This is a genomic window from Zhouia amylolytica AD3, assembly GCF_000511935.2.
In the GTDB taxonomy this organism is placed as follows: Bacteria; Bacteroidota; Bacteroidia; order Flavobacteriales; family Flavobacteriaceae; genus Zhouia; species Zhouia amylolytica.
This window is the reverse complement of record NZ_AYXY01000002.1, coordinates 81840-101632: the sequence shown is the minus strand read 5'-3', so window position 1 is coordinate 101632 and position 19793 is coordinate 81840. Positions and strand designations below refer to the sequence as shown.

The 19793-nt window shown below is 34.9% G+C and carries 19 protein-coding genes; 10 read left to right on the top strand and 9 right to left on the bottom strand.

Features of this window, described 5'->3' with window-relative positions; genetic code table 11:
• Positions 1-14 precede the first annotated feature (14 nt).
• Positions 15-425 (bottom strand): response regulator, encoded by a 411-nt coding sequence (locus P278_RS03065; protein WP_038262164.1) that lies wholly within the window; start codon positions 423-425, stop codon positions 15-17.
• Between the two features lie 9 nt (positions 426-434).
• Complete coding sequence (locus tag P278_RS03060; RefSeq protein WP_051413379.1) at positions 435-3953, bottom strand: PAS domain S-box protein; 3519 nt, start codon at positions 3951-3953, stop codon at positions 435-437.
• Between the two features lie 134 nt (positions 3954-4087).
• Between P278_RS03060 and P278_RS03055 the strand changes: the two genes are divergently transcribed.
• The 5 genes from P278_RS03055 (at position 4088) to lpdA (ending at position 10466) form a co-directional block, all read left to right on the top strand.
• Positions 4088-6082: a response regulator gene (locus P278_RS03055; protein WP_051413378.1), complete on the top strand. Its 1995-nt coding sequence runs from the start codon at positions 4088-4090 to the stop codon at positions 6080-6082.
• A complete protein-coding gene (locus P278_RS03050) occupies positions 6057-6434 on the top strand; it encodes a response regulator transcription factor (RefSeq protein ID WP_038262161.1) in 378 nt (125 codons plus the stop codon). Before P278_RS03055 ends, P278_RS03050 begins: the two co-directional genes overlap by 26 nt.
• Positions 6435-6451: 17 nt before the next feature.
• Complete coding sequence (locus tag P278_RS03045; RefSeq protein WP_038262158.1) at positions 6452-7483, top strand: HEAT repeat domain-containing protein; 1032 nt, start codon at positions 6452-6454, stop codon at positions 7481-7483.
• An 11-nt stretch (positions 7484-7494) separates the two neighbouring features.
• Complete coding sequence (locus P278_RS03040) at positions 7495-8916, top strand: glycosyltransferase family 2 protein (RefSeq protein WP_082436072.1); 1422 nt, start codon at positions 7495-7497, stop codon at positions 8914-8916.
• A 161-nt stretch (positions 8917-9077) separates the two neighbouring features.
• Positions 9078-10466 carry a dihydrolipoyl dehydrogenase gene (gene lpdA, locus P278_RS03035; protein ID WP_038262152.1) on the top strand — a complete coding sequence of 463 codons (1389 nt, stop codon included), beginning with the start codon at positions 9078-9080 and terminating at the stop codon, positions 10464-10466.
• 72 nt (positions 10467-10538) lie between these two features.
• On the opposite strand, the gene P278_RS03030 is transcribed toward lpdA, so the two are convergent.
• From P278_RS03030 to P278_RS03015, 4 genes are all read right to left on the bottom strand, one after another.
• Entirely contained in the window at positions 10539-11054 is a 516-nt protein-coding gene (locus P278_RS03030; RefSeq protein WP_038262149.1) for a hypothetical protein, read from the bottom strand.
• Between the two features lie 71 nt (positions 11055-11125).
• Positions 11126-11545 carry a type II 3-dehydroquinate dehydratase gene (gene aroQ, locus P278_RS03025; protein ID WP_038262147.1) on the bottom strand — a complete coding sequence of 140 codons (420 nt, stop codon included), beginning with the start codon at positions 11543-11545 and terminating at the stop codon, positions 11126-11128.
• Positions 11546-11633: 88 nt separating this feature from the next.
• Complete coding sequence (locus P278_RS03020) at positions 11634-12245, bottom strand: porin family protein (RefSeq protein WP_038262145.1); 612 nt, start codon at positions 12243-12245, stop codon at positions 11634-11636.
• Between the two features lie 186 nt (positions 12246-12431).
• A complete protein-coding gene (locus P278_RS03015) occupies positions 12432-12941 on the bottom strand; it encodes a hypothetical protein (protein ID WP_316930398.1) in 510 nt (169 codons plus the stop codon).
• 195 nt (positions 12942-13136) lie between these two features.
• On the opposite strand from P278_RS03015, the gene xerD reads away from it, so the two are divergent.
• Both xerD and P278_RS03005 read left to right on the top strand, forming a co-directional pair.
• Positions 13137-14036, top strand: coding sequence for a site-specific tyrosine recombinase XerD (xerD, locus tag P278_RS03010; protein WP_038262140.1), 900 nt, complete (start codon positions 13137-13139; stop codon positions 14034-14036).
• Positions 14037-14091: 55 nt separating this feature from the next.
• Complete coding sequence (locus P278_RS03005) at positions 14092-14793, top strand: lysoplasmalogenase (RefSeq protein WP_051413377.1); 702 nt, start codon at positions 14092-14094, stop codon at positions 14791-14793.
• 95 nt (positions 14794-14888) lie between these two features.
• Here the strand turns inward: P278_RS03005 and P278_RS03000 are convergent, their stop codons facing one another.
• A complete protein-coding gene (locus P278_RS03000; protein WP_038262137.1) occupies positions 14889-16166 on the bottom strand; it encodes an NAD(P)/FAD-dependent oxidoreductase in 1278 nt (425 codons plus the stop codon).
• 244 nt (positions 16167-16410) lie between these two features.
• Here P278_RS03000 and P278_RS02995 point away from each other — a divergent pair, with 244 nt between their 5' ends.
• Together P278_RS02995 and P278_RS02990 are read left to right on the top strand one after the other, a co-directional pair.
• On the top strand, positions 16411-16905 hold the full coding sequence (locus P278_RS02995; protein WP_038262134.1) for an RNA polymerase sigma factor: 495 nt from the start codon (positions 16411-16413) through the stop codon (positions 16903-16905).
• Positions 16902-17519, top strand: coding sequence for a hypothetical protein (locus tag P278_RS02990; RefSeq protein WP_235444239.1), 618 nt, complete (start codon positions 16902-16904; stop codon positions 17517-17519). The genes P278_RS02995 and P278_RS02990 overlap by 4 nt, the downstream gene beginning before the upstream one ends.
• A 54-nt stretch (positions 17520-17573) precedes the next feature.
• On the opposite strand, the gene P278_RS02985 is transcribed toward P278_RS02990, so the two are convergent.
• Positions 17574-18377, bottom strand: coding sequence for a lysophospholipid acyltransferase family protein (locus P278_RS02985; protein ID WP_038262131.1), 804 nt, complete (start codon positions 18375-18377; stop codon positions 17574-17576).
• A 42-nt stretch (positions 18378-18419) separates the two neighbouring features.
• A complete protein-coding gene (locus P278_RS02980) occupies positions 18420-19061 on the bottom strand; it encodes an NUDIX hydrolase (protein ID WP_038262128.1) in 642 nt (213 codons plus the stop codon).
• Here P278_RS02980 and P278_RS02975 point away from each other — a divergent pair.
• Positions 19060-19779 carry a peptidylprolyl isomerase gene (locus tag P278_RS02975; protein ID WP_038262125.1) on the top strand — a complete coding sequence of 240 codons (720 nt, stop codon included), beginning with the start codon at positions 19060-19062 and terminating at the stop codon, positions 19777-19779. The two genes, P278_RS02980 and P278_RS02975, sit on opposite strands and share 2 nt — an antisense overlap.
• Positions 19780-19793 lie beyond the last annotated feature (14 nt).

Here is a 19793-nt window from a genome sequence, read left to right as displayed (position 1 = left end):
AGCTTTCCTTTAAGTTAGTGCTTCACTGCATCTCTCATAATTTCACTTAAAACCTCTCGTGTAATTGGTTTTACAATAAAGTTATTCAATCCCTTATATGATTTAGCTTTAATAATATCCGCAGGATCTATGGATGAAGAGACGATATAAATGAGTATCTTTCTTTTGGCCTCTAGTTTTATAAAATTATCCAAAAACTCCCAACCATCCATTATAGGCATATTCAAATCCAGTAAGATTACATCGGGGACTGATTCACCGGATAATACGATGGGTTTTAAATTAGTTAAAGCCTCTTCACCATTCTGAAAAACTAAAAAGTTATTGCAAAATTCGGCCATTTCCATAATTCTTTTTGCACCGAATACAAAAACAGGATCATCATCTATGATGCAAGTTAGATTAATTGCGTTATTTGACTTCATTTATATTGGTTAGTTTTTAAAATACAATTTAAAATTAGTACCCTGGTTGACTTTACTTTCTACCTCTATTTTACCTCCTATAGCTTCCATTTGATTCTTTGTGATAAAAAGTCCTATTCCTCGGGCATCTTTATTATGATGAAAGGTCTTATACATCCCAAACAGTTTATCACCATGTCTATTCAGGTCTATTCCAAGGCCGTTATCTTCAACATCCAAAATGGTATATCCGTTTTGTTGATAGGAAGAAAGTTTTACAAAGCTATTTCTGTCATGAGATCTGTATTTTATTCCATTTGTTATAAAATTGAGTAAAATACTCTCTACATAAGCTGGCAAGCCCTTAATTAATGCATCTTCCTGAACTTCATTAATAATTTCTACCTGGGCTTCAGAAGCTAAACTTGATATGGAGTTATATGTTGCCAAAACTGCATTTCGGAGATTAATATTTTCCATTTTAAAATCAATCTCGGTATTGATTACAACCACCTCATTAAGATGCTGAATGGTCTCTTTTAGGTTTCGAGATGCCAGTTGCAATAACTCTATTGCTTTTTCTTTTTGAAACTCTGGATAGGTACTTACAAAAACATCTAACAACATTTCAAAATTTCCTGAATGAGATCTCAAATTATGGGAAACAATGTGGGCAAAATTCTTTAATCGATCATTTTGTTCGGTAGTAATCGACAATAAGGATTTAATTTCTTTTTCAGCATTTTTAAGTTCGCTGATATCTGCTGCGACCCCAAGAAATCCTTCAATTTCTCCCTGGTCATCTTTGACTGGGGTAACTACCAGTTGAACCGGAAAAGTGGATCCATCCTTTCTCACATACGTCCATTCCTGAGATTCATAATCACCCTGTTTTGGTAATTCTACAAATACGTCAAAACCTTGAATATTTTTATTTAACTGCTTGCTTAACGCTTTTCCTCTTTTCTCAATTTCTTCAGGCAAATGGATAATCACAGGACTTTCTTTACCAATCATTTCCTCGGCAGAGTATTGTAAAAATGTTTCTGCACCTTTATTGAAATGGGTGATTAATCCATTTTTGTCAGTTCCTATAATTGAAACATAACTCGAGTTAAGAATGGCATTGAGTTTTTCATTGGTCTCCTTTAATGAAATTTCATAATTCTTAATCTCGGTTATATCTTGAAATATCCCATAAAGCCTTTTAGCTCTTCCTTCAAACATTTCAACCTGTCCTATTGATCGTACCCAGATATTATTACCCTGATAGGTGGTCATTTCTAACTCCAAATCAAAAGATTTACCAGATCTGACAGCATTTGTAACAGCCGATTGAATCGACTTTTTACTGGTTCCTTCTTTATAAAAATCGATCGCCTTTTCTAATTGAGGTCTATAATCATCAGGTACTTCATGTATTTCTTTGGTAATTTTACTCCAGCTAATTTTTTCTTTTCCAAGATCGACTTCCCATGTACCGATGCGTGCTATCTCATTGGTTTTATTAAGAATATTTTCAATTTTTAATCGCTCTCGAACACTGTCTTTAAACTGGGTTATGTTTGCGGTATGCATTACAATACCACCTATTTCTCCTTCTGCTTTATACCATGGTCTCACATCCCAGGATATCCATTGAACACTTCCATCCTCCCTTTCAAAAGAGGCTTCATCACATACATTGACAGCCCCCTCCAAACACTCGCGATGAATTTTTTTCCATTCATCACCTATTTCCGGAAAGATCTCATAATGCGATTTACCTAATATATCCATTTCTAATAACCCATAATCTTCTTTCCATTTTTGGGATGCGGCTATGTATTCCATGTTCCTGTTAAACATAGCAATAGCACTCGGAGCTTGTTCAACAAAGATCAGGTTTTGTCTAAAACTATTTTGTAAAGCTTGTTCCGCTTGTTTTTCTTTGGTAATATCCCAATTGGTACCAAGCATTCGTATTGGATGCTGTTCATTATCTCTATAAACTAATGCCTTGGCCCGAATATGCCTTATCTCTCCATCCGGTTTAATGATTCTAAAGGAGGTATCGAATTCCTCTTCACCCATTAATGCCTTCTCTACCTCCTCTGTAGCTCTTTGTTTGTCTTCAGGATGTAAAACTTTTTCCCAGGCATCATATGCATGATTAAAGTCTTCTTTATTAAGGCCATGTAGCATATACATTACATTATCCCATTCGAGATAATTCTTAACAATATCGTATTCCCATACTCCAACTACCGCTGCCTCATTGGCGGCACTGTACTTTTTTGTAATCTTTTTTAATTCCTTTTCATAAGATTTACGCACGGTAATATCCTTTAAGGAAACCAAAATAAAAGTTCCCTCTAATAACGTTATCCTTGAAAAAGAGACTTCACTTTCAAACTTTTCTCCGGTTTTCTTTACTGCTTTTAGCTCTAAAGGCTTCTTCTTATTTTTTTTAACCTTCTCTACTAAGTGTTTTTTAAACCTTTTGTGAAACTTACTTAAACTCCTTTTGTCAATAATGATATCCAGATCTAACCCGTTGAGTTCATCTTCTGTGTAGGCAAACACCTCCTCCGCTCTTTCATTAAATAAAATTATTTTGGCAGATTGATCCACTATAATTATGGGATCTGGCGTGGAATTTAAAAAGGTTTGAGCGATTGACAGATTATGGTTTATTTTTTGACGCTGCCTTTCTATTTCATTCAGTTTTGAAGCAACAAACCAGATCAAGGACAATGATAGTACCAGAAATAAAACGCCAAACAACGTAGTTCCAAACTCCAATTCAATTATTTGATATCGATCTGCTAAAATTTTTAGGTAACTCAAAACAATCACCATTCCTCCTATCTGCAAAAATAATTTACGTGCCATCATACTTCCTATGCTATGTTTTGAGAAGACACTTGTAATTCCCAGATCAATCCGAATTAATGAAGAAGTTCCGGATAAAGCTATAAACAATACTGCAGTGTGTATGGCCATTGAAGTGATGAACTCCAATTTAGTTTCAATACCCACGCCAAATAAGTAGGTTAAAAATGAGGTTACAGAGATCAGAGTTATGATATGAAACAAGTATTGACAAACTTGTGCCACCAATCTAGTTTTACATTCAATAAAAAGTAACCCCAACCCCAGGAAAAAGAAATTTAATGCCGTACCTAATGACATTCTACCAGGTAGGGAATATATAGAAAAATAATCTTTAACAAATAATTGGTCTATTCCATAATTAACACCCGTAATATGCTCTAATAATGTTATACCAGCTAAAATTAATAAGGTAACATTAATGATCCCGGCATATACCTGGTATCTTGGCAATCGTTTTGAAGTTTTAAAAAGCAATCCAACAGCAACCAGAAAAAAACATAAGGCGGTATTAAACTTCATGGTGGGCAAGTCAGGCAAAAAAGAAGTTAACAGCTTTATCTTTAATATCCAACCCCAAATCACAATTAAACTCACACCAGTAGTAACACTTGCTACGATTCTAATGTACCTATAATATTTATCGTAAGAAAAGAGGGTGTTTACATTTTTCATTGGGTAAAACCGGAATAGATTCGCGTAAAATTGCAAAAATAATCGTTATAATCCTAAACTATTCTTTATATAGCAATTTAGCTTGTGTATCTTAATGTAAATGTATAATTTCATAAATATTTATGAACCCAATCATGCCTGTATTCGAACCTGCCATAAAAAGAACCTTTTTTAATTTACTTGAAGAAGACAAAGAACTGTTTTCATGGTTATTAAAAAAAGAGGTTGCCAGTTATTGTTATTGGGAACCTTCACCAAGAAGTGCAATTTGGGTCAGTGAAGATTTTTGGAAATTAATAGGATATTATGACCTAAAAGAGGAAGAACCTCTTTTACTTACCAATAAAACTTTCAATTCAAAAGATTTTCTAAAGCTCAAATCGATTTTTGTCAACAACCCAGATTTAAAGTACAGCAATAAAGGGACCTTTACTCTTCTAACAAAAGATGATGATAAAATCCTATACGAAATTATTTCCAGTGCTATTAGAAATGAAACCAATGAATTGACCGGAATTGTAATCGCATTTTTAGAAAAAAAAGAAAACACCGTAAAAGCTGATGAAAAATGGCCTAATGATTCGGTGTTATTCGAAGAATATAAGGCTGCATTTTTAGGAAATATTAGTCATGAATTAAGAACGCCACTTAATGGTGTTAAAGGATTTACAGATTTATTATTAAAAAGTGATCTCACTCCTATTCAAAATACATTTGCTGACACGATTTATAATTCGGCTTGCAAATTGGAAGAGCTCATAGATGACATGTTGGAATACAACCATTTAATGGCTAGCAAAATTAAATTAGAACCAACACCTACCAAGCTATACAACCTGTGTAAAGAAATCACTGAATTCATAGACAACCAACAGATTAATGAAAATATACAGATTCATTACAAATGTGAAATAACTCCCGAATATATAGTAAGTGCAGATGCATATAAGCTTAGACAAATACTACTTAACCTCTTCTCTAACGCAACCAAATTCACCAATAAAGGTGATATAACCTTAACAGTTACTGAAGTTTCAGATAAACCGAACAGTTACACCCTTTTATTTTCAGTTACTGATTCCGGTCTTGGAATCGCTCCTGAAAATCTTGAAAAAATCAAAACAGCTTTTGATCAAGAAGATCCTTCACTCACCAGATCACAGGAAGGTATGGGACTTGGGTTGGCCATAACTGACTCTTTATTGAAGTTAATGCAGAGCCGTTTAAAAATTGAAAGCACTCCGGGAAAAGGAAGTTCTTTTTCTTTTGAGATTACTTTTGATAAAGTTCAAGATACCGCATCACCTCTTGAAAGTAACGTTACCAATGAAATTAATGTTTTGACTAACATTAATTCTTATAACACCTCGTATAAAATTTTAATAGCTGAAGATAATCCTATAAATCAGTTTTTGGTTCAAACCATACTCGAGAAAATATTCCCTCAGGCCATTCTCTCCATCTGTGATAATGGTATGGAAGCAGTAGAGGCTTATCAAAACAATGCTTTTGATATTATCTTAATGGATATACAAATGCCGGTAATGAGTGGATATGAGGCTACCAAAGAAATACGGAAACTAGAAAAACCAGGTAACAGGATTCCCGTAATTGCACTCACAGCCAGAGTACTTGAAAAGGAAAAAAAATTATGTTTTGAATGTGGAATGGATGAATATTTAACCAAACCGGTTGATTATGAAACCCTGAAAAAGGCATTATACCAACACCTTTCTATAAAGAACAGTCTCACTACTAAGACTGAAAGACAATTATACAACTTAAACTATTTAGAAACTTTGTCTGAAGGAGATGACCAGGTAATCTTAGATTCTCTTAGCATGTTTACAACCTGGGTAGATAAAAAACTTATAGAAGCCTACACTCATTTAAAGTCGCAAAAATTAGATGACCTTAAAAATGTAGTTCACGCTATTAAACCTTCTTTCGAAATGGTGGAAAGTGTTGAAGGCAGTTTACTTTGTAATGATATTATATACAAGGCGAAAGAAGAAGAAATACCTGGTCTAATAACAAAATTACAGGAGGAGTACCATCGCTTAAAAGAAGCGATAAAAAATGATTTCCCAAACTTAAGAGATTATGAAAAAGAAAATTTTGGTTATTGAAGACAATCCAATGGTAGTTAGAACCATCGAGTTCAAACTAACCAAAGACGGATATGATGTAACAGTCGCTAAAGACGGAAGAGAAGCATTATCTCTTATAAAAAGCACTCAGTTTGATCTTATTTTAACTGATTTGATGCTCCCCTTCATCTCTGGCAAAGAATTAATAGAATATGCCAAGGAAAATCATCCAAATACCCCTATAATAGTACTGTCCACATCGACTCAGGAAGATATCATTACCAATGCTTTTGATATGGGTGTCGATGATTTTATCACCAAACCCTTTAGTCCACAGGAATTAAGTCTGAGGGTTAAGCGAACTGTGAAAAGTTTTCAGGATATCACTTAAAAGTTCAGGTAAACAAAATGGCTCAAGACAAGTTTATCACATTCAGTTTATATGCGCTTATAATTATTATATCTGCCATTGTTTTCCTGATAGGGCTTATTGTTATTTTGAGGCTTTACAAGACTCATAAAAATCAGAAAAAAATTAAACAAATAGATGCAATAGGAGAACTTGTTAATAATTACCTTTTTAACGAAGAGTTGGAAAAGGATGTCCTAATAAAAGAATTTCGTTCCAATAAGCTAAAAACAAAATTTGAAAAGAAAATCACTATTAAAGAGTTTCTGGGCTATTACGAAAACTTTAAAGGTGAATCGCTTTCTCAGCTTTCACATTTGTTCAGAAACCTTGAACTTGACACCTACATTCAATCACTCACGAAAAGTAAAAAATGGCACTTACAAGCCAGAGCTCTTTATGTAGCAGGAGTTGTAAAATTAAAAGCTAAGGAAGAGATTATAGAAAACTGCCTGAATCATAAAAGACCTGAAGTGCAAGAACAATCCTTATTATATTGTTTGAAAACGGCTGAAAATGACCCGGTTTCATTTTTAGCCAAAATGAATCAGCCTTTAACCCTTTGGCAACAGGCATATATAGAGAACGGATTGAAGCTATGGTATAGTGGACCAACCCCAGACTTTTCTATAAATTTAACTCATAATGAACCCAGTATTGTCAGTTTTTCCATTCATTTAATTGCAATGTATAATCAGTTTGAGCATATTAAACAATTACTGCCGTTTCTAAAAAATCAAAATGAAAAAATTCGCAGCACCACCATTGCTGCCTTTGCGAAGCTTCAATACAAAAATATTTTACCAGAATTAATTAGAGCTTTTAAAAATGAAACACCCGCTGTAAAGAAAGAAATTCTAATTTATGTACAGAAGTTCGGTGATTCTACCTCATTAAACTCTTTAAAGCCTTTCATAAATGAAGATCTGAGATTAAAACTATTATTTGCTAATTCCTATCAGTTATTAAACCCAACTTCATATTCAGGACCTCATAGTACCTATGGCCTTAATACACCTAATCAATTATAAACCCATTTAGTTTGGACATCAATGCCTTTATTGAAATTACCAGTCTTATTTTTTTTATTTATGGATTAGTGGTACTCACCGGATATATCCTGGCTGCCCTATTTTCATATCTTGAATTGAGAGATTACAAAAGAAGGCATAATTTCTCTAATGAAATGGCCCTACTACAGGCAAACAATTTACCAAGTATATCGATACTTGCTCCTGCATTTAATGAAGAAGCCAACGTAATTGAAAACGTTAAATCATTACTGACACTCAATTATCCTTCTTTTGAAATTGTAATCATTAATGATGGCAGTAAAGATGAAACCTTACAGAAGCTTATTGATGCCTTCAAATTAAAAAGATCTGAAGAGCCATTTTACCCATCCATAAAGACAAAATCAATCAAGGGCATTTATACCTCTTCCAGCAAATCTCTAAAAAATTTTAAGGTTATCGACAAAATTAATGGTGGCAAAGCGGATGCGCTTAACGCTGGAATAAACATTTGTTCAAATGAAATTATATGTGCTATCGATGTGGATTGTGTATTAGAACCCGATGCATTACTAAAACTAGCAAAGCCTTTTTTGAACAACACAAAGAAGGTTATTGCCGCAGGTGGCATCATAAGAATTGCAAATTCGTGTATTATAGAAGATGGTAAAATCATGGAGGTCCGGCTTCCGCAAACGTATATTGCCAGAGCGCAAATCCTTGAATATTTCAGGGCATTTCTTATGGGAAGGATGGCGTGGTCTAAAGTTGATGGTTTATTATTGATCTCCGGAGCCTTTGGAATGTTTGATAAACAAACTGTTATTGAGGCTGGAGGCTACAATCCTAATACCGTTGGTGAAGATATGGAATTATTGGTCAGAATGCGACGAATAATGAGAGACAAAAAAACAGATTACAAAGTGAGTTTTGTACCCGATCCGCTATGCTGGACAGAGGTTCCCCAAAGTTGGAACATACTTTACAGACAGCGGAACAGATGGACACGGGGAACCATAGAGACCTTACTCTTACATAAAAAAATGTTGTTTAACCCGAAATACAAAGTTTTGGGTATCTTAAGTATGCCTTACTGGTTATTTTTTGAATGGCTTGCACCCATTATCGAGTTTACAGGAATTGTGGTTATTATTATTTTTGCTATCATCGGACAATTAAACCTCTTTACATTTCTTATTCTCTTTGGAGTTATCTATAGCTTTTCATTACTCTTCTCTGTAACGGCGCTATTATTTGAAGAGTTCTCATTTCAACAATATAAAAAACCCAAATATATCTTTAAGCTTATCGGAACGGCGATGCTTGAACCTTTTATCTATCATCCTTTTATTATGTGGTCGGCAATTAAAGGAAATATAGACCTAATCAGGGGAAAAAAAAGCTGGGGTAATATGAGTAGGACGGGATTAGGCAACACAAAAAAGACCTAAAAACCATTTCTAGAGTCACCTAATTAATAATTACATGAATATAAGTATTCATCAAAACAATTAATTATCGATATGTGAGTAAATCCAAAAAAATTTAGCCTTTAGAAACATTATGCGTAAATTCGTAGCCGTTTATTAAAGACTAATAAAATATCTTCGATATGAGTAAATACGACGTAATCGTTTTAGGAAGTGGCCCAGGTGGATATGTAACTGCCATCAGAGCGTCACAACTAGGTTTTAAAACCGCTGTTGTTGAAAAAGAAAACCTTGGTGGTGTATGTTTAAATTGGGGATGTATCCCTACGAAAGCCTTATTAAAATCGGCACAGGTATTTGAATATTTAAAGCATGCTGACGATTACGGGTTAAAAGTAAATGATGTAGACAAGGATTTTGGTGCTGTTATCAAAAGAAGTCGTGGGGTAGCTGAAGGAATGAGCAAGGGAGTTCAGTTTTTAATGAAGAAGAACAAAATTGATGTAATTGAAGGCTTCGGTAAATTAAAAGCTGGAAAGAAAATCGATGTAACCAACGATGGCAAGACAACTGAATACAGCGCAGATCATATCATCATTGCAACAGGTGCTCGCTCGCGCGAATTGCCTAGCTTACCTCAAGACGGTAAAAAAGTAATTGGTTATCGCGAGGCTATGACCTTACCTGAGCAGCCTAAGAAAATGATTGTTGTAGGTAGTGGTGCTATTGGTGTCGAGTTTGCCTATTTCTATCATTCAATGGGAACTGAAGTTACTATTGTAGAGTTTTTACCTAATGTGGTTCCTGTAGAAGATGAAGAGGTATCTAAACAATTAGAGCGTAATTTCAAGAAATCTGGTATTAAGGTAATGACTTCTTCTGAAGTTACTAAAGTTGATACTTCTGGTAAAGGGGTTAAAGCTACTGTAAAAACTAAAAAAGGAGAAGAAGTTTTAGAAGCTGATGTAATTCTATCGGCAGTTGGTATCAAGAGTAATATTGAAAATATTGGTTTGGAAGATGTAGGTATTGCTACCGACAGAGATAAAATATTGGTAAATGATTATTACCAGACTAACATACCGGGTTATTATGCTATCGGTGATGTAGTTCCCGGACAAGCATTGGCACACGTGGCAAGTGCTGAAGGTATTCTTTGTGTTGAAAAGATAAAGGGAATGCATGTTGAAGCCTTAGATTATGGCAATATCCCTGGTTGTACCTATTGTACTCCCGAAGTTGCTTCTGTTGGTCTTACTGAAAAACAAGCTAAAGAAAAAGGATACGACATCAAAGTTGGTAAGTTCCCTTTCTCTGCGAGTGGTAAAGCCAAAGCGGCAGGAACACCTGATGGATTTGTAAAAGTAATTTTTGATGCTAAATATGGTGAGTGGTTAGGTTGCCACATGATTGGCGCAGGAGTTACCGATATGATTGCTGAGGCAGTGGTTGCTCGTAAATTAGAAACTACCGGTCATGAAGTATTAAAAGCAGTACACCCTCACCCAACTATGAGTGAAGCAGTTATGGAAGCTGTTGCTGCTGCATACGATGAAGTAATACATTTATAGTTTTTATAACTAAGCACTATAAATTCAGATCAAAAAAGCGAATGTTAATACATTCGCTTTTTTGTTTAAATGTCATTTGCTAACTCGCTTTTTTAAATTAAAAACATAAGCTATTCCAATACCTGCAGAAGCGGCTTTTACCTCATATTCAATAGCCTTATAATATACAAAAGCTTCAAATTTCGGCATTGTCCATCCTAATTTTCCTTGATAATAAAATCCACCGTCATTCTGATCACCCCCTAACCCAATTGCATATCCGGCATCTGTTGCACATAACAGATGGTCCCAAAAAACGAATTGCAAACTGGAAGCAATGGGCATAAAGGAGAAGTCTTTTAAATCTGCCCCAAAAACCTCCAACACTCCTAGAAAGTCACTATAAAAATGTGAATATCCCGCGTATAGCCCAAGGTTTATTGTTTCATTGAGCTGAAACATATAATAAGCATCAATTCCTATATTGAAGGTAAAGTCATCTGTAGTGGCAACACCTCCATATAAGTCAACTTTAATTCTCTGTTGCCCGTTGACCCCAAAAGAAATACCAAAAAGAAAGAGAATTAAAACACAAAGTTTCTTTTTCACTTATATTTAATAAATAGTTCATTATAAATATAATGAATACTATACTAAGCCCTACTCCAGAACCCAAAATTCTAGTCTGTCATAAAACTTTTCAGCGCCAAATCATATCCTTGCATTCCAAAGCCCAGGATCACTCCTTTTGCATTGGGTGAGATATATGACACATGTCTGAAATCTTCTCTTGAAAACGTATTGGAAATGTGGACTTCAATGACTGGCGTCTGTATTCCTTTAATAGCATCTCCTATAGCCACTGAAGTATGTGTATAGGCTCCTGCGTTGAGAATAATCCCATCATAATCAAATCCTACCTCGTGAAGTTTATTTATCAGTTCCCCTTCAACATTGCTTTGATAATAATCCAATTGATGTTGTTGGTATTTATTGTTAAGTGTATTAAAATAGTCTTCGAAAGTTTCTGAACCATAAATTTCTGGTTCTCGTTTTCCAAGAAGGTTCAGGTTAGGTCCGTTAATGATAATAAACTTCATGGTTTTTCTTTTGGTAAAAATATAAAATTTAAGCACAAAAAAACGGAGGATCTAACCTCCGTATGCAATATATAACTATTGATGTGTATTAGAACATAAATCCAACAGAAAATTGAAAACCTTCATTTCTTACGTTATTATCAGTAATATTTGTAAGTCCGAGGTTATACCTGCCATTAAAGAATAAACCATTATCCAGCTTATATCCTAATCCAAAGTTCAATCCGAAATCAAAACTGTCATATTCATCATCTACATCGAAGTCCATGGTATCTCCGGAAAACTCGAGGTCGCGTTTAGCCGATGCCAGAAACCCCAATTGTGGTCCGGCCTCTAAGCTAAGTCCTTTTGCTACGTAGTATTTAGCAATTACAGGTAGATTTATGTAATTTAACTTCTCGGTTAATGTTGCTTTTGTACCCTCAGGAGCATTAATTTCGGAGAACCCATCCAAAATAAGGTCATATTTAGATCCCTGAGATGAAAATAACAATTCCGGTTGCAACGAAAACTTTTCAGTAAATTTAATTTCGGCGACACCTCCAACGTGGAAAGAAGTTCTGAAATCAGTATTACCTACGTTATCGCCATATCTATTAAAAAGATTCAGACCTCCCTTAGCTCCAAATTCTACTTCTTGTGCCTGAGAGGTAAATAAAAACCCAAAAGCAGCAAATGCTACACATAAAATTTTTTTCATAATTATTGTTGTTAATATGTAAGTTATTGAAATCAAACCTACACAATTAAAGTAGTCTAATTCTTAATTTTATACTAATTAAGTCATTATTAACAACATCTTCAAAACACACCAACCGGTGAAATCTTCCAAAAAAAAAACGGAAGCAAAAGCTTCCGTTTCAAATCGTTTATAATTCTCATTCAATTAAAAGAAAAGAGAGAATCCGATGTTTAATGAAAATGTATCTCCCCCTTCTGCATCGTCATTCAAATCTAAGTCGTAACGTACTCCAGGCTCTATAGCAATATTGTCAGCTAAAAACCATGCATACCCTCCTTGAAGACCAACAAACATTGGGCTAAATCCATCAGTAGAGAAACCATTAAGGTCTAGTTGAACAGGGATCATACTATTGATATAATATTTTGCACCAGCTTTATAAGAAAAGATACCATTGGTTTCAACCCCGTCTATGTCAGTATCACCATAACCTAGACCAACTTTAATTGCTAAGTCATCCTGGATAAAATAGCCACCTTCAGCACCTATGTTCCATTCAGTAAATCCATCTCTAGAAGCAAATGTAAAACCAGTGTTTGCTGCATGACCAGTTCCAAAATTAGTATTAGCCTCAACTAAAATAGAACCTTTAGAAGTAGCTGAACCATCCTGTGCATTCGCATTAAAAGCAAAACCTAATGCAGCAACTGCCACGAATAATAATTTTTTCATCTTTTTGAATTTTGTATTTAATGTTTAACGGGGCAAATTTACATACAAAAGCAGAACACCAATGCATTTTCACTAAAAAATTGTAAGTTATTTCTTTAAAATATTGAATCTCAATAATATATCAGATACTGTTCAGGGAATTATCAGAATTCCTGAAGAATCAACTATATTTAACACATGAAATGGGAACATGCACTCAATGATTTCAGGAACTATTTAAAGCTGGAACGAGGCTTATCGGACAATTCTATCAATAACTATTGTTTGGATGTTGAAAAGCTCATACTCTTTTTATCGGCGCATCATATTACTGTTTCTCCAATAGCCATTGATTCAGAAATTATTCAACAGTTCATTTATGAAACTGCAAAAAAGGTAAATCCGAGGTCACAGGCAAGAATTATATCAGGGCTCAAAAGTTTCTTTAACTATCTGATTTTTGAAGATTACCGTAAAGATCATCCTCTCGAGCTTATCGAAGCTCCAAAGGTTGGAAGAAAACTACCGGATACCCTTTCAATCGAAGAGGTCGATTTATTGATTAATTACATTGACCTGAGCAAAACTGAAGGTACCAGAAACAAAGCCATGTTAGAAACACTTTACAGTTGTGGTCTGCGTGTTTCTGAACTAACTCATTTAAAACTTTCGGATATGTTTTTTGAAGAAGGGTTTATTAAGGTTACCGGAAAAGGAGATAAGCAACGTTTTGTCCCTATTTCAAATTCGTGTATTAAATATATCAACATTTATATCTCTGAAGTTCGGGTGCATCAACCTAGTGTTAAAGGTCATGAAGATTTTGTCTTTTTGAACCGACGTGGAAGACAGTTAACCAGGGCTATGATTTTTACTATCATTAAACAATTGGTTGAAAAATCCGGCATAAAAAAAACAGTGAGTCCGCATACTTTTCGTCATTCTTTTGCAACGCATTTATTACAAAACGGTGCTGATCTGAGAGCCATTCAGCAAATGCTAGGTCATGAAAGTATTACCACAACAGAAATATATATGCACCTTGATAAAAGTGATCTGAGTAAGATTTTAAATCAATATCATCCAAGGAAACATTGATTTTTGATGAATTTAAGGTATATTAGAATCGTCCTTTAACTATTACCATAACACTATGAAGAATGCTGTTGTATTCACAGTCATCTATTTTATCTTATTAACATTAGAACTCATTGCCGGTACTTTGGATGAATTTTATTCCTTTAGATATATAACCAAGCCCCTTCTAACTATTTCCCTTGGCTTTTATGTTATTTTAAACAAAAGGCTATATAGTCATTTGTCAAACTTTATATTGCTGGCCCTTCTATTTTCACTTATTGGAGATGTTTTCCTGTTGATGAATGAGTCTTATTTTATTTTAGGACTTCTTGCTTTTTTCGTTGCACATATCATGTACATAAGTGCCTTCTTTAAAACGAAGTTTTTTAATTTCAGAAGATTTTTAACCATTACAGCTATTCTCTTGGCATTCGCTACTCCTATGCTATATTTAATAATCCCAAATGCGGGAAGTTTACTTCCCTATATTGTTCTTTATGTGATTGTGTTAATGGTTATGGTAAAGACCATGTATTTACGCAAAGGATATGTTAATCCTTTGAGCTATAAACTAGCCATCTCTGGTGCAACCTTGTTTCTTATCTCAGATTCCCTCTTGGCCATCAATAAATTTGTCTTTGAGATTCAACACATCAATCTTTTAGTTATGAGCACCTACGGAATCGCCCAGTTCTTAATAATTAACGGGGCCCTTTTTGAAAAAAGAAACAAACAAAGCTTATTCAAATATTTTCAGCGACAAACCAGCTCATAAAAACTGAATTTATCTTTTTAAAACGATAAACCTAAAAAACACTTCTCAATTCTTCAGGTGCCATCTTTTAAAGCATTTAAATCATCTCACAAAAATCAAGTAGACTTTTTATAAGGCCTGATAATTAATCGAGCTTCTCTGTCAAATCGAATGTAATTATAGGCCCAATTAATAAACACGACCATTCGATTTCTAAACCCAATCAAAAAGAAAAGATGAATGAACATCCATACAAACCATGCAAAAACTCCCTGAAATTTAAAATTCGGAAGATCTACAACCGCCTTATTTCTACCAATCGTAGCCATTGACCCTTTATCAAAATAATTAAAGGGCTTCATCGGTTTATTACTCAACAGACGTTCTAAATTTATACCAAGATGCTTTCCTTGTTGTATAGCAGGTTGAGCCATCATCGGATGACCATCCGGAAATTTCTCGGTACTCATAGCTGCGATATCCCCAACGGCAAAAATATCTTCGTAACCATCGACCTGGTTATACTGATTCACTCTAATTCTATTTCCCTTAACTATCAAATCTTCTGCATTCATCCCCTTCACTGTAGCTCCCATTACACCCGCACTCCAAATAAGCGTAGCTGTTTTAAAGGAAAGGTCTGATTTGGTGGAAACGGTTTCTCCATCGTAACCGGTAACTAATACGTTCTTCCAAACATGGACACCTAGTTTTTCCAGAAACTGTTCCGCTTTTTTAGAGGCTACCGGACTCATCTCTTGTAGAACCCTATCAGACGCCTGTATAAGGTTGATCTGAACACGCCTGGTATCAAGATCGGGATAATCTTTAGGTAAAATTCCTTTTTTAATTTCAGCTAATGCTCCTGCAAGTTCAACACCTGTTGGTCCGGCTCCGACAATGACAAAGTTCATCAACATATCTTGTTCATCAATACTATCGGTCAGTAAAGCCTGCTCAAAATTCTCAAGTATAAGACTTCTCAGGTTTAAAGACTGAGGGATCGTTTTCATAGCCATACCATTCTCTTTGATAGACTGATTTCCATAGTAATTGGTCTTGGAGCCTGTAGCTATCACCAAATAATCATAGGATAACTCTCCTATATCTGTTTTTACCTTTTTCTGCTCCGGAAGTACTTCTTCAACATCGGCTAACCTGAAATAAAAGTTGCGATACTGAGATAAGATTTTCCGAATGGGATAAGCTATCGAATCTGGTTCCAGAGCTCCGGTAGATACCTGATATAATAAAGGTTGAAAAGTGTGATAATTATGTCGGTCGAGCATCACGACCTGGACATCTTTTTTTGAAAGCTTTTTTGCCAGTGAAATCCCGGCAAAACCTCCTCCGATTATTACGATACGAGGGGTACTTGTTTTGGGAATATTCATACGGTTTTCTTGTGATATAAAAATACTAAAGAATACGGTATTAAAAGAAAAGGAATCCGTTTATTTTTCAGGCGATGACACCCCATCCATAACCGGTTAATTTAAAGGCAAATAAGACTTCTAAAGAAGGCTCTCAATACATTCTCAACGAACTATTTTAAGGAATAATATTTGTTTTTACACTTACTATTGTAACATTTATTTATATTGAGCTACTAACTTTATAAACCATGAAACCGAATCAGTGACCAAAGAACTTGAACATAGCTTCGTTACTCATTTAGAAAAGAATCAAAATATTGTTCACAAGGTATGTAGAATCTATACCAATAATGAAGCGGCACATAATGATTTATTTCAGGAGATCACTATTCAGTTATGGAAGGCTTATCCTAAGTTCAGAGGGGAAGCTAAATTTACTACCTGGATGTATCGGGTAGCCCTAAATACGGCTATAACACTTTATAGAAAATCAAAGAGATCGATTCAAACCCAAGATTTTGAGGGCGTATCTCATAAAATAAAATTCGAGCAATACGACGATACGGAAGAACAGCAGCTAAAGTTAATGTACAAAGCTATAAAGCAATTAAACGACATTGACAAGGCACTGGTGTTCCTATACTTAGAAGACAAAAACTATGCTGAAATATCAGATACTCTGGGGATAAGCGAAGTTAACGCACGTGTGAAGATGAACAGGATTAAAACAAAATTAAAAACCATTTTGAACCCATGATGGACGAATTAGATTTGTTAAAAAAAGATTGGAAAAGCAGGGAAAAGGATCTTCCCAGGCTTTCACATGATGATATATATAAAATGATATGGAAGAAATCTTCTTCTAATATTAAATGGATTTTCATTATAAGTGCCATAGAGTTCTTGGTCGGTATTCTCATTACGGTATTCTATCACCCGGCCAGGGATGAATTTAAATTACCGCAAATTGTAGATATTATCACTAAAGGCTCCATGATTGTAGCCGTGTACTATATGATTAGATTTTACCTCAATTATAAAAAAGTTTCCGCTGCCTCCACTGTTAAAGGTCTTTTAGATGCGATTATGAAGGCTCGTAAAACGGTAAAAACCTATATTATTATTATGATGTCCCTCGGTGGAATTGCCTCTATTATAGCCTCTGTTTATACCTACATAAATCAAAAAGGTGGATGGGAAAGTTTCAATGAAAACGCACACACCAATGACTACCTATTGATTGCCATGGTAGCGGTAATTGCCACGGTACTTGTACTCGGCATCTTCTTACTTATCTATTTCCTGTTATATGGAATTTTAATGAAGCGTTTAAAAAATAATTACAAAGAAATAAAGAAAATAGAGGTATAAGCTCACAGCCTCAGGTTTGTACGAAATACTGATTAATTTTAATAATTATAGCTTTTAATACCTGAATTGACGGGTTTTATTCATTTCCTCGTATGCCAGTAATTCTTCTTCAGGAATTACTTTGAGAAACGATGGGTGTTGTTCAATTGCGTATTCTAATTTCTCAACAATTTCTTCAACGGTTTCCTTTTCGTAATCAATTTGTAGCGGTTCCTTTATGACCATGGATTGTAATATCCCCTTCTTTTTAACTCTTAAACCTTTTCTATCAAAGGAACGTCTGAAACCATCTATTACAATAGGAACAACAATAGGTTTATACTGTTTAATAATGTGAGCAGTACCCTTCCTGATAGGCTTCCAAGGCTTAGTGGTTCCCTGTGGAAAAGTGATCACCCAACCGTCTTCCAGGGCTACACCTATATTTTCGGTATCCTGAAGATTGACATCTCTTTTTATATTCTTGCCCTTCTCCCGCCAGGTACGCTCAACAGTTATCGCGCCTGCATAGGCTAAAATTTTAGGTAATAATCCGGAGCGCATTGTTTCCTTAGCAGCTACATAATAAATATTGAGCTTAGGATTCCATAGGTACCCTACATTTTTTATAGAATCAGTTCTATTGGATAATGAGGCATTAAAAACATGAAACATCGCTACCACATCTGCAAAATAAGTTTGATGGTTCGAAACAAACAACACACCGTTTTCCGGTAAGTTTCTTAAAACATCTGATCCTTCAATTTGCAATTGATTAAAGCCTCGATACCGTTGATGAGTTAACCCACCGGCGATTCGTATAAGCCATTTTTTTAAAAACAATATATGTCCGAAAGGATTCTTTTTGAACATCCCCATTACACCATCTTTTATCTTAGGGCAAAGCTACTAAACTTATTCTTAATAAACCGATTTAATAATTTCCTTAACCTCACTTAGCATCATTGCAGTCGCTCCCCAAACGGTATATTCATTGAGTTTAAATGCAGGGACATCTATATTCCTGGCGTATGAGGTAGTTAAGTTCTTGTTGAACACTGTCTCGTCTTTTAAAAGATCGACCACTGGGATTTCTAAGATTTCTTCCACCTCCTGTTCTTCTAAAACAAATTTTGGAGTTTCGTGGGTAATGCCCATAAATGGAGTTACTAAAAAGTTACTCGGGGGTATGTACACATCAGATAACTCCTTAAAAACCTTTACCTTTTTTGCATCTACTCCTACTTCCTCTTCTGTTTCACGTAAAGCCGTGGCTTGTAAATTCTCATCTATTAATTCAACTTTACCACCAGGAAAGCCCACCTGATTTGAATGCACACCTTTATACTCTTTACGTAATATTAAAATGAAATTTGTTACACCATTATAATCAGGATAAAAAAGGGAAAGTACTGCTGCCCTTCTGGGATTTTGCTCATCAAATTTTAGTGCCTCCAACTCTTTCTTACGAAGGAGAGGAGCCATTTTATAATGAGATACTTCGCCAGGAAGTTTCAGATTTGTTATTTTTGGTACCAACTGATTAAAATCTTCAAATTTCATGATGCTTAAAAATAGCTTTATTACAATATTACTACTAATAATTCTAAGTGCCTGCAACGGGAATAAAGAAAAAAAAGAGGGATCTAAAGCTTCCGCCAATGAAGTAGCCATAGATTCGGCAGCTTTGGAACAAGCAAGGTTAGATTCCATTGCAAAAGAAGAAGAGGCATTTAAACTTACTGATGAAAACGCTATTGAATTTTTCTTTGAATATTCTAAAAAACATAAAGAAGATAAAGTAAAGGTAACCACTCAATATGGAAGTTTTATAATAGACCTTTTTGAAGAAACCCCCTATCATAGAGCCAACTTTATTTACCTTACCAAAAAAGGATATTTCAATGGCACCTATTTCCATCGGGTGGTAAAAGATTTTATAATTCAGGGTGGTAATTCTGATGAATGGGAGATTGCTAACAGAAGGAAAGAAATCGGTAGTTATTTACTCCCTCCAGACACCAAAAAGGGGTTCAAGCACCACAGAGGAGTTGTCTCCATGCCGAGTAGTGAAGTTGACAATCCACATAAATTTGCCTCACCATATGAATTCTTTATTGTATGTAGCAATCCTGGATCTTATCATTTAGATGGTGATTTCACCGCCTTTGGAAGGGTGGTTGAAGGTATGGACGTGGTTGATAAAATTAATAATCTACCTACAGATGCTGGTGAATGGCCATTAGAAAACGCTTCGATGACTGTAGAGATTATTGAATAATTTCAATTAGCATT

What these genes read in the sequence shown, in the direction of transcription:
- P278_RS03055 (WP_051413378.1), top strand. Translation starts at nt 4,088, where the DNA reads ATGCCTGTATTCGAACCTGCCATAAAAAGAACCTTTTTTAATTTACTT.
- P278_RS03060 (WP_051413379.1), bottom strand. Translation starts at nt 3,953, where the DNA reads ATGAAAAATGTAAACACCCTCTTTTCTTACGATAAATATTATAGGTAC.
- aroQ (WP_038262147.1), bottom strand. Translation starts at nt 11,545, where the DNA reads ATGAAGTTTATTATCATTAACGGACCTAACCTGAACCTTCTTGGAAAA.
- P278_RS03065 (WP_038262164.1), bottom strand. Translation starts at nt 425, where the DNA reads ATGAAGTCAAATAACGCAATTAATCTAACTTGCATCATAGATGATGAT.
- P278_RS03005 (WP_051413377.1), top strand. Translation starts at nt 14,092, where the DNA reads ATGAAGAATGCTGTTGTATTCACAGTCATCTATTTTATCTTATTAACA.
- P278_RS03000 (WP_038262137.1), bottom strand. Translation starts at nt 16,166, where the DNA reads ATGAATATTCCCAAAACAAGTACCCCTCGTATCGTAATAATCGGAGGA.
- P278_RS02985 (WP_038262131.1), bottom strand. Translation starts at nt 18,377, where the DNA reads ATGGGGATGTTCAAAAAGAATCCTTTCGGACATATATTGTTTTTAAAA.
- P278_RS02980 (WP_038262128.1), bottom strand. Translation starts at nt 19,061, where the DNA reads ATGAAATTTGAAGATTTTAATCAGTTGGTACCAAAAATAACAAATCTG.
- P278_RS02975 (WP_038262125.1), top strand. Translation starts at nt 19,060, where the DNA reads ATGATGCTTAAAAATAGCTTTATTACAATATTACTACTAATAATTCTA.
- xerD (WP_038262140.1), top strand. Translation starts at nt 13,137, where the DNA reads ATGAAATGGGAACATGCACTCAATGATTTCAGGAACTATTTAAAGCTG.
- P278_RS03020 (WP_038262145.1), bottom strand. Translation starts at nt 12,245, where the DNA reads ATGAAAAAAATTTTATGTGTAGCATTTGCTGCTTTTGGGTTTTTATTT.
- P278_RS03050 (WP_038262161.1), top strand. Translation starts at nt 6,057, where the DNA reads ATGAAAAAGAAAATTTTGGTTATTGAAGACAATCCAATGGTAGTTAGA.
- P278_RS03045 (WP_038262158.1), top strand. Translation starts at nt 6,452, where the DNA reads ATGGCTCAAGACAAGTTTATCACATTCAGTTTATATGCGCTTATAATT.
- lpdA (WP_038262152.1), top strand. Translation starts at nt 9,078, where the DNA reads ATGAGTAAATACGACGTAATCGTTTTAGGAAGTGGCCCAGGTGGATAT.
- P278_RS02990 (WP_235444239.1), top strand. Translation starts at nt 16,902, where the DNA reads ATGATGGACGAATTAGATTTGTTAAAAAAAGATTGGAAAAGCAGGGAA.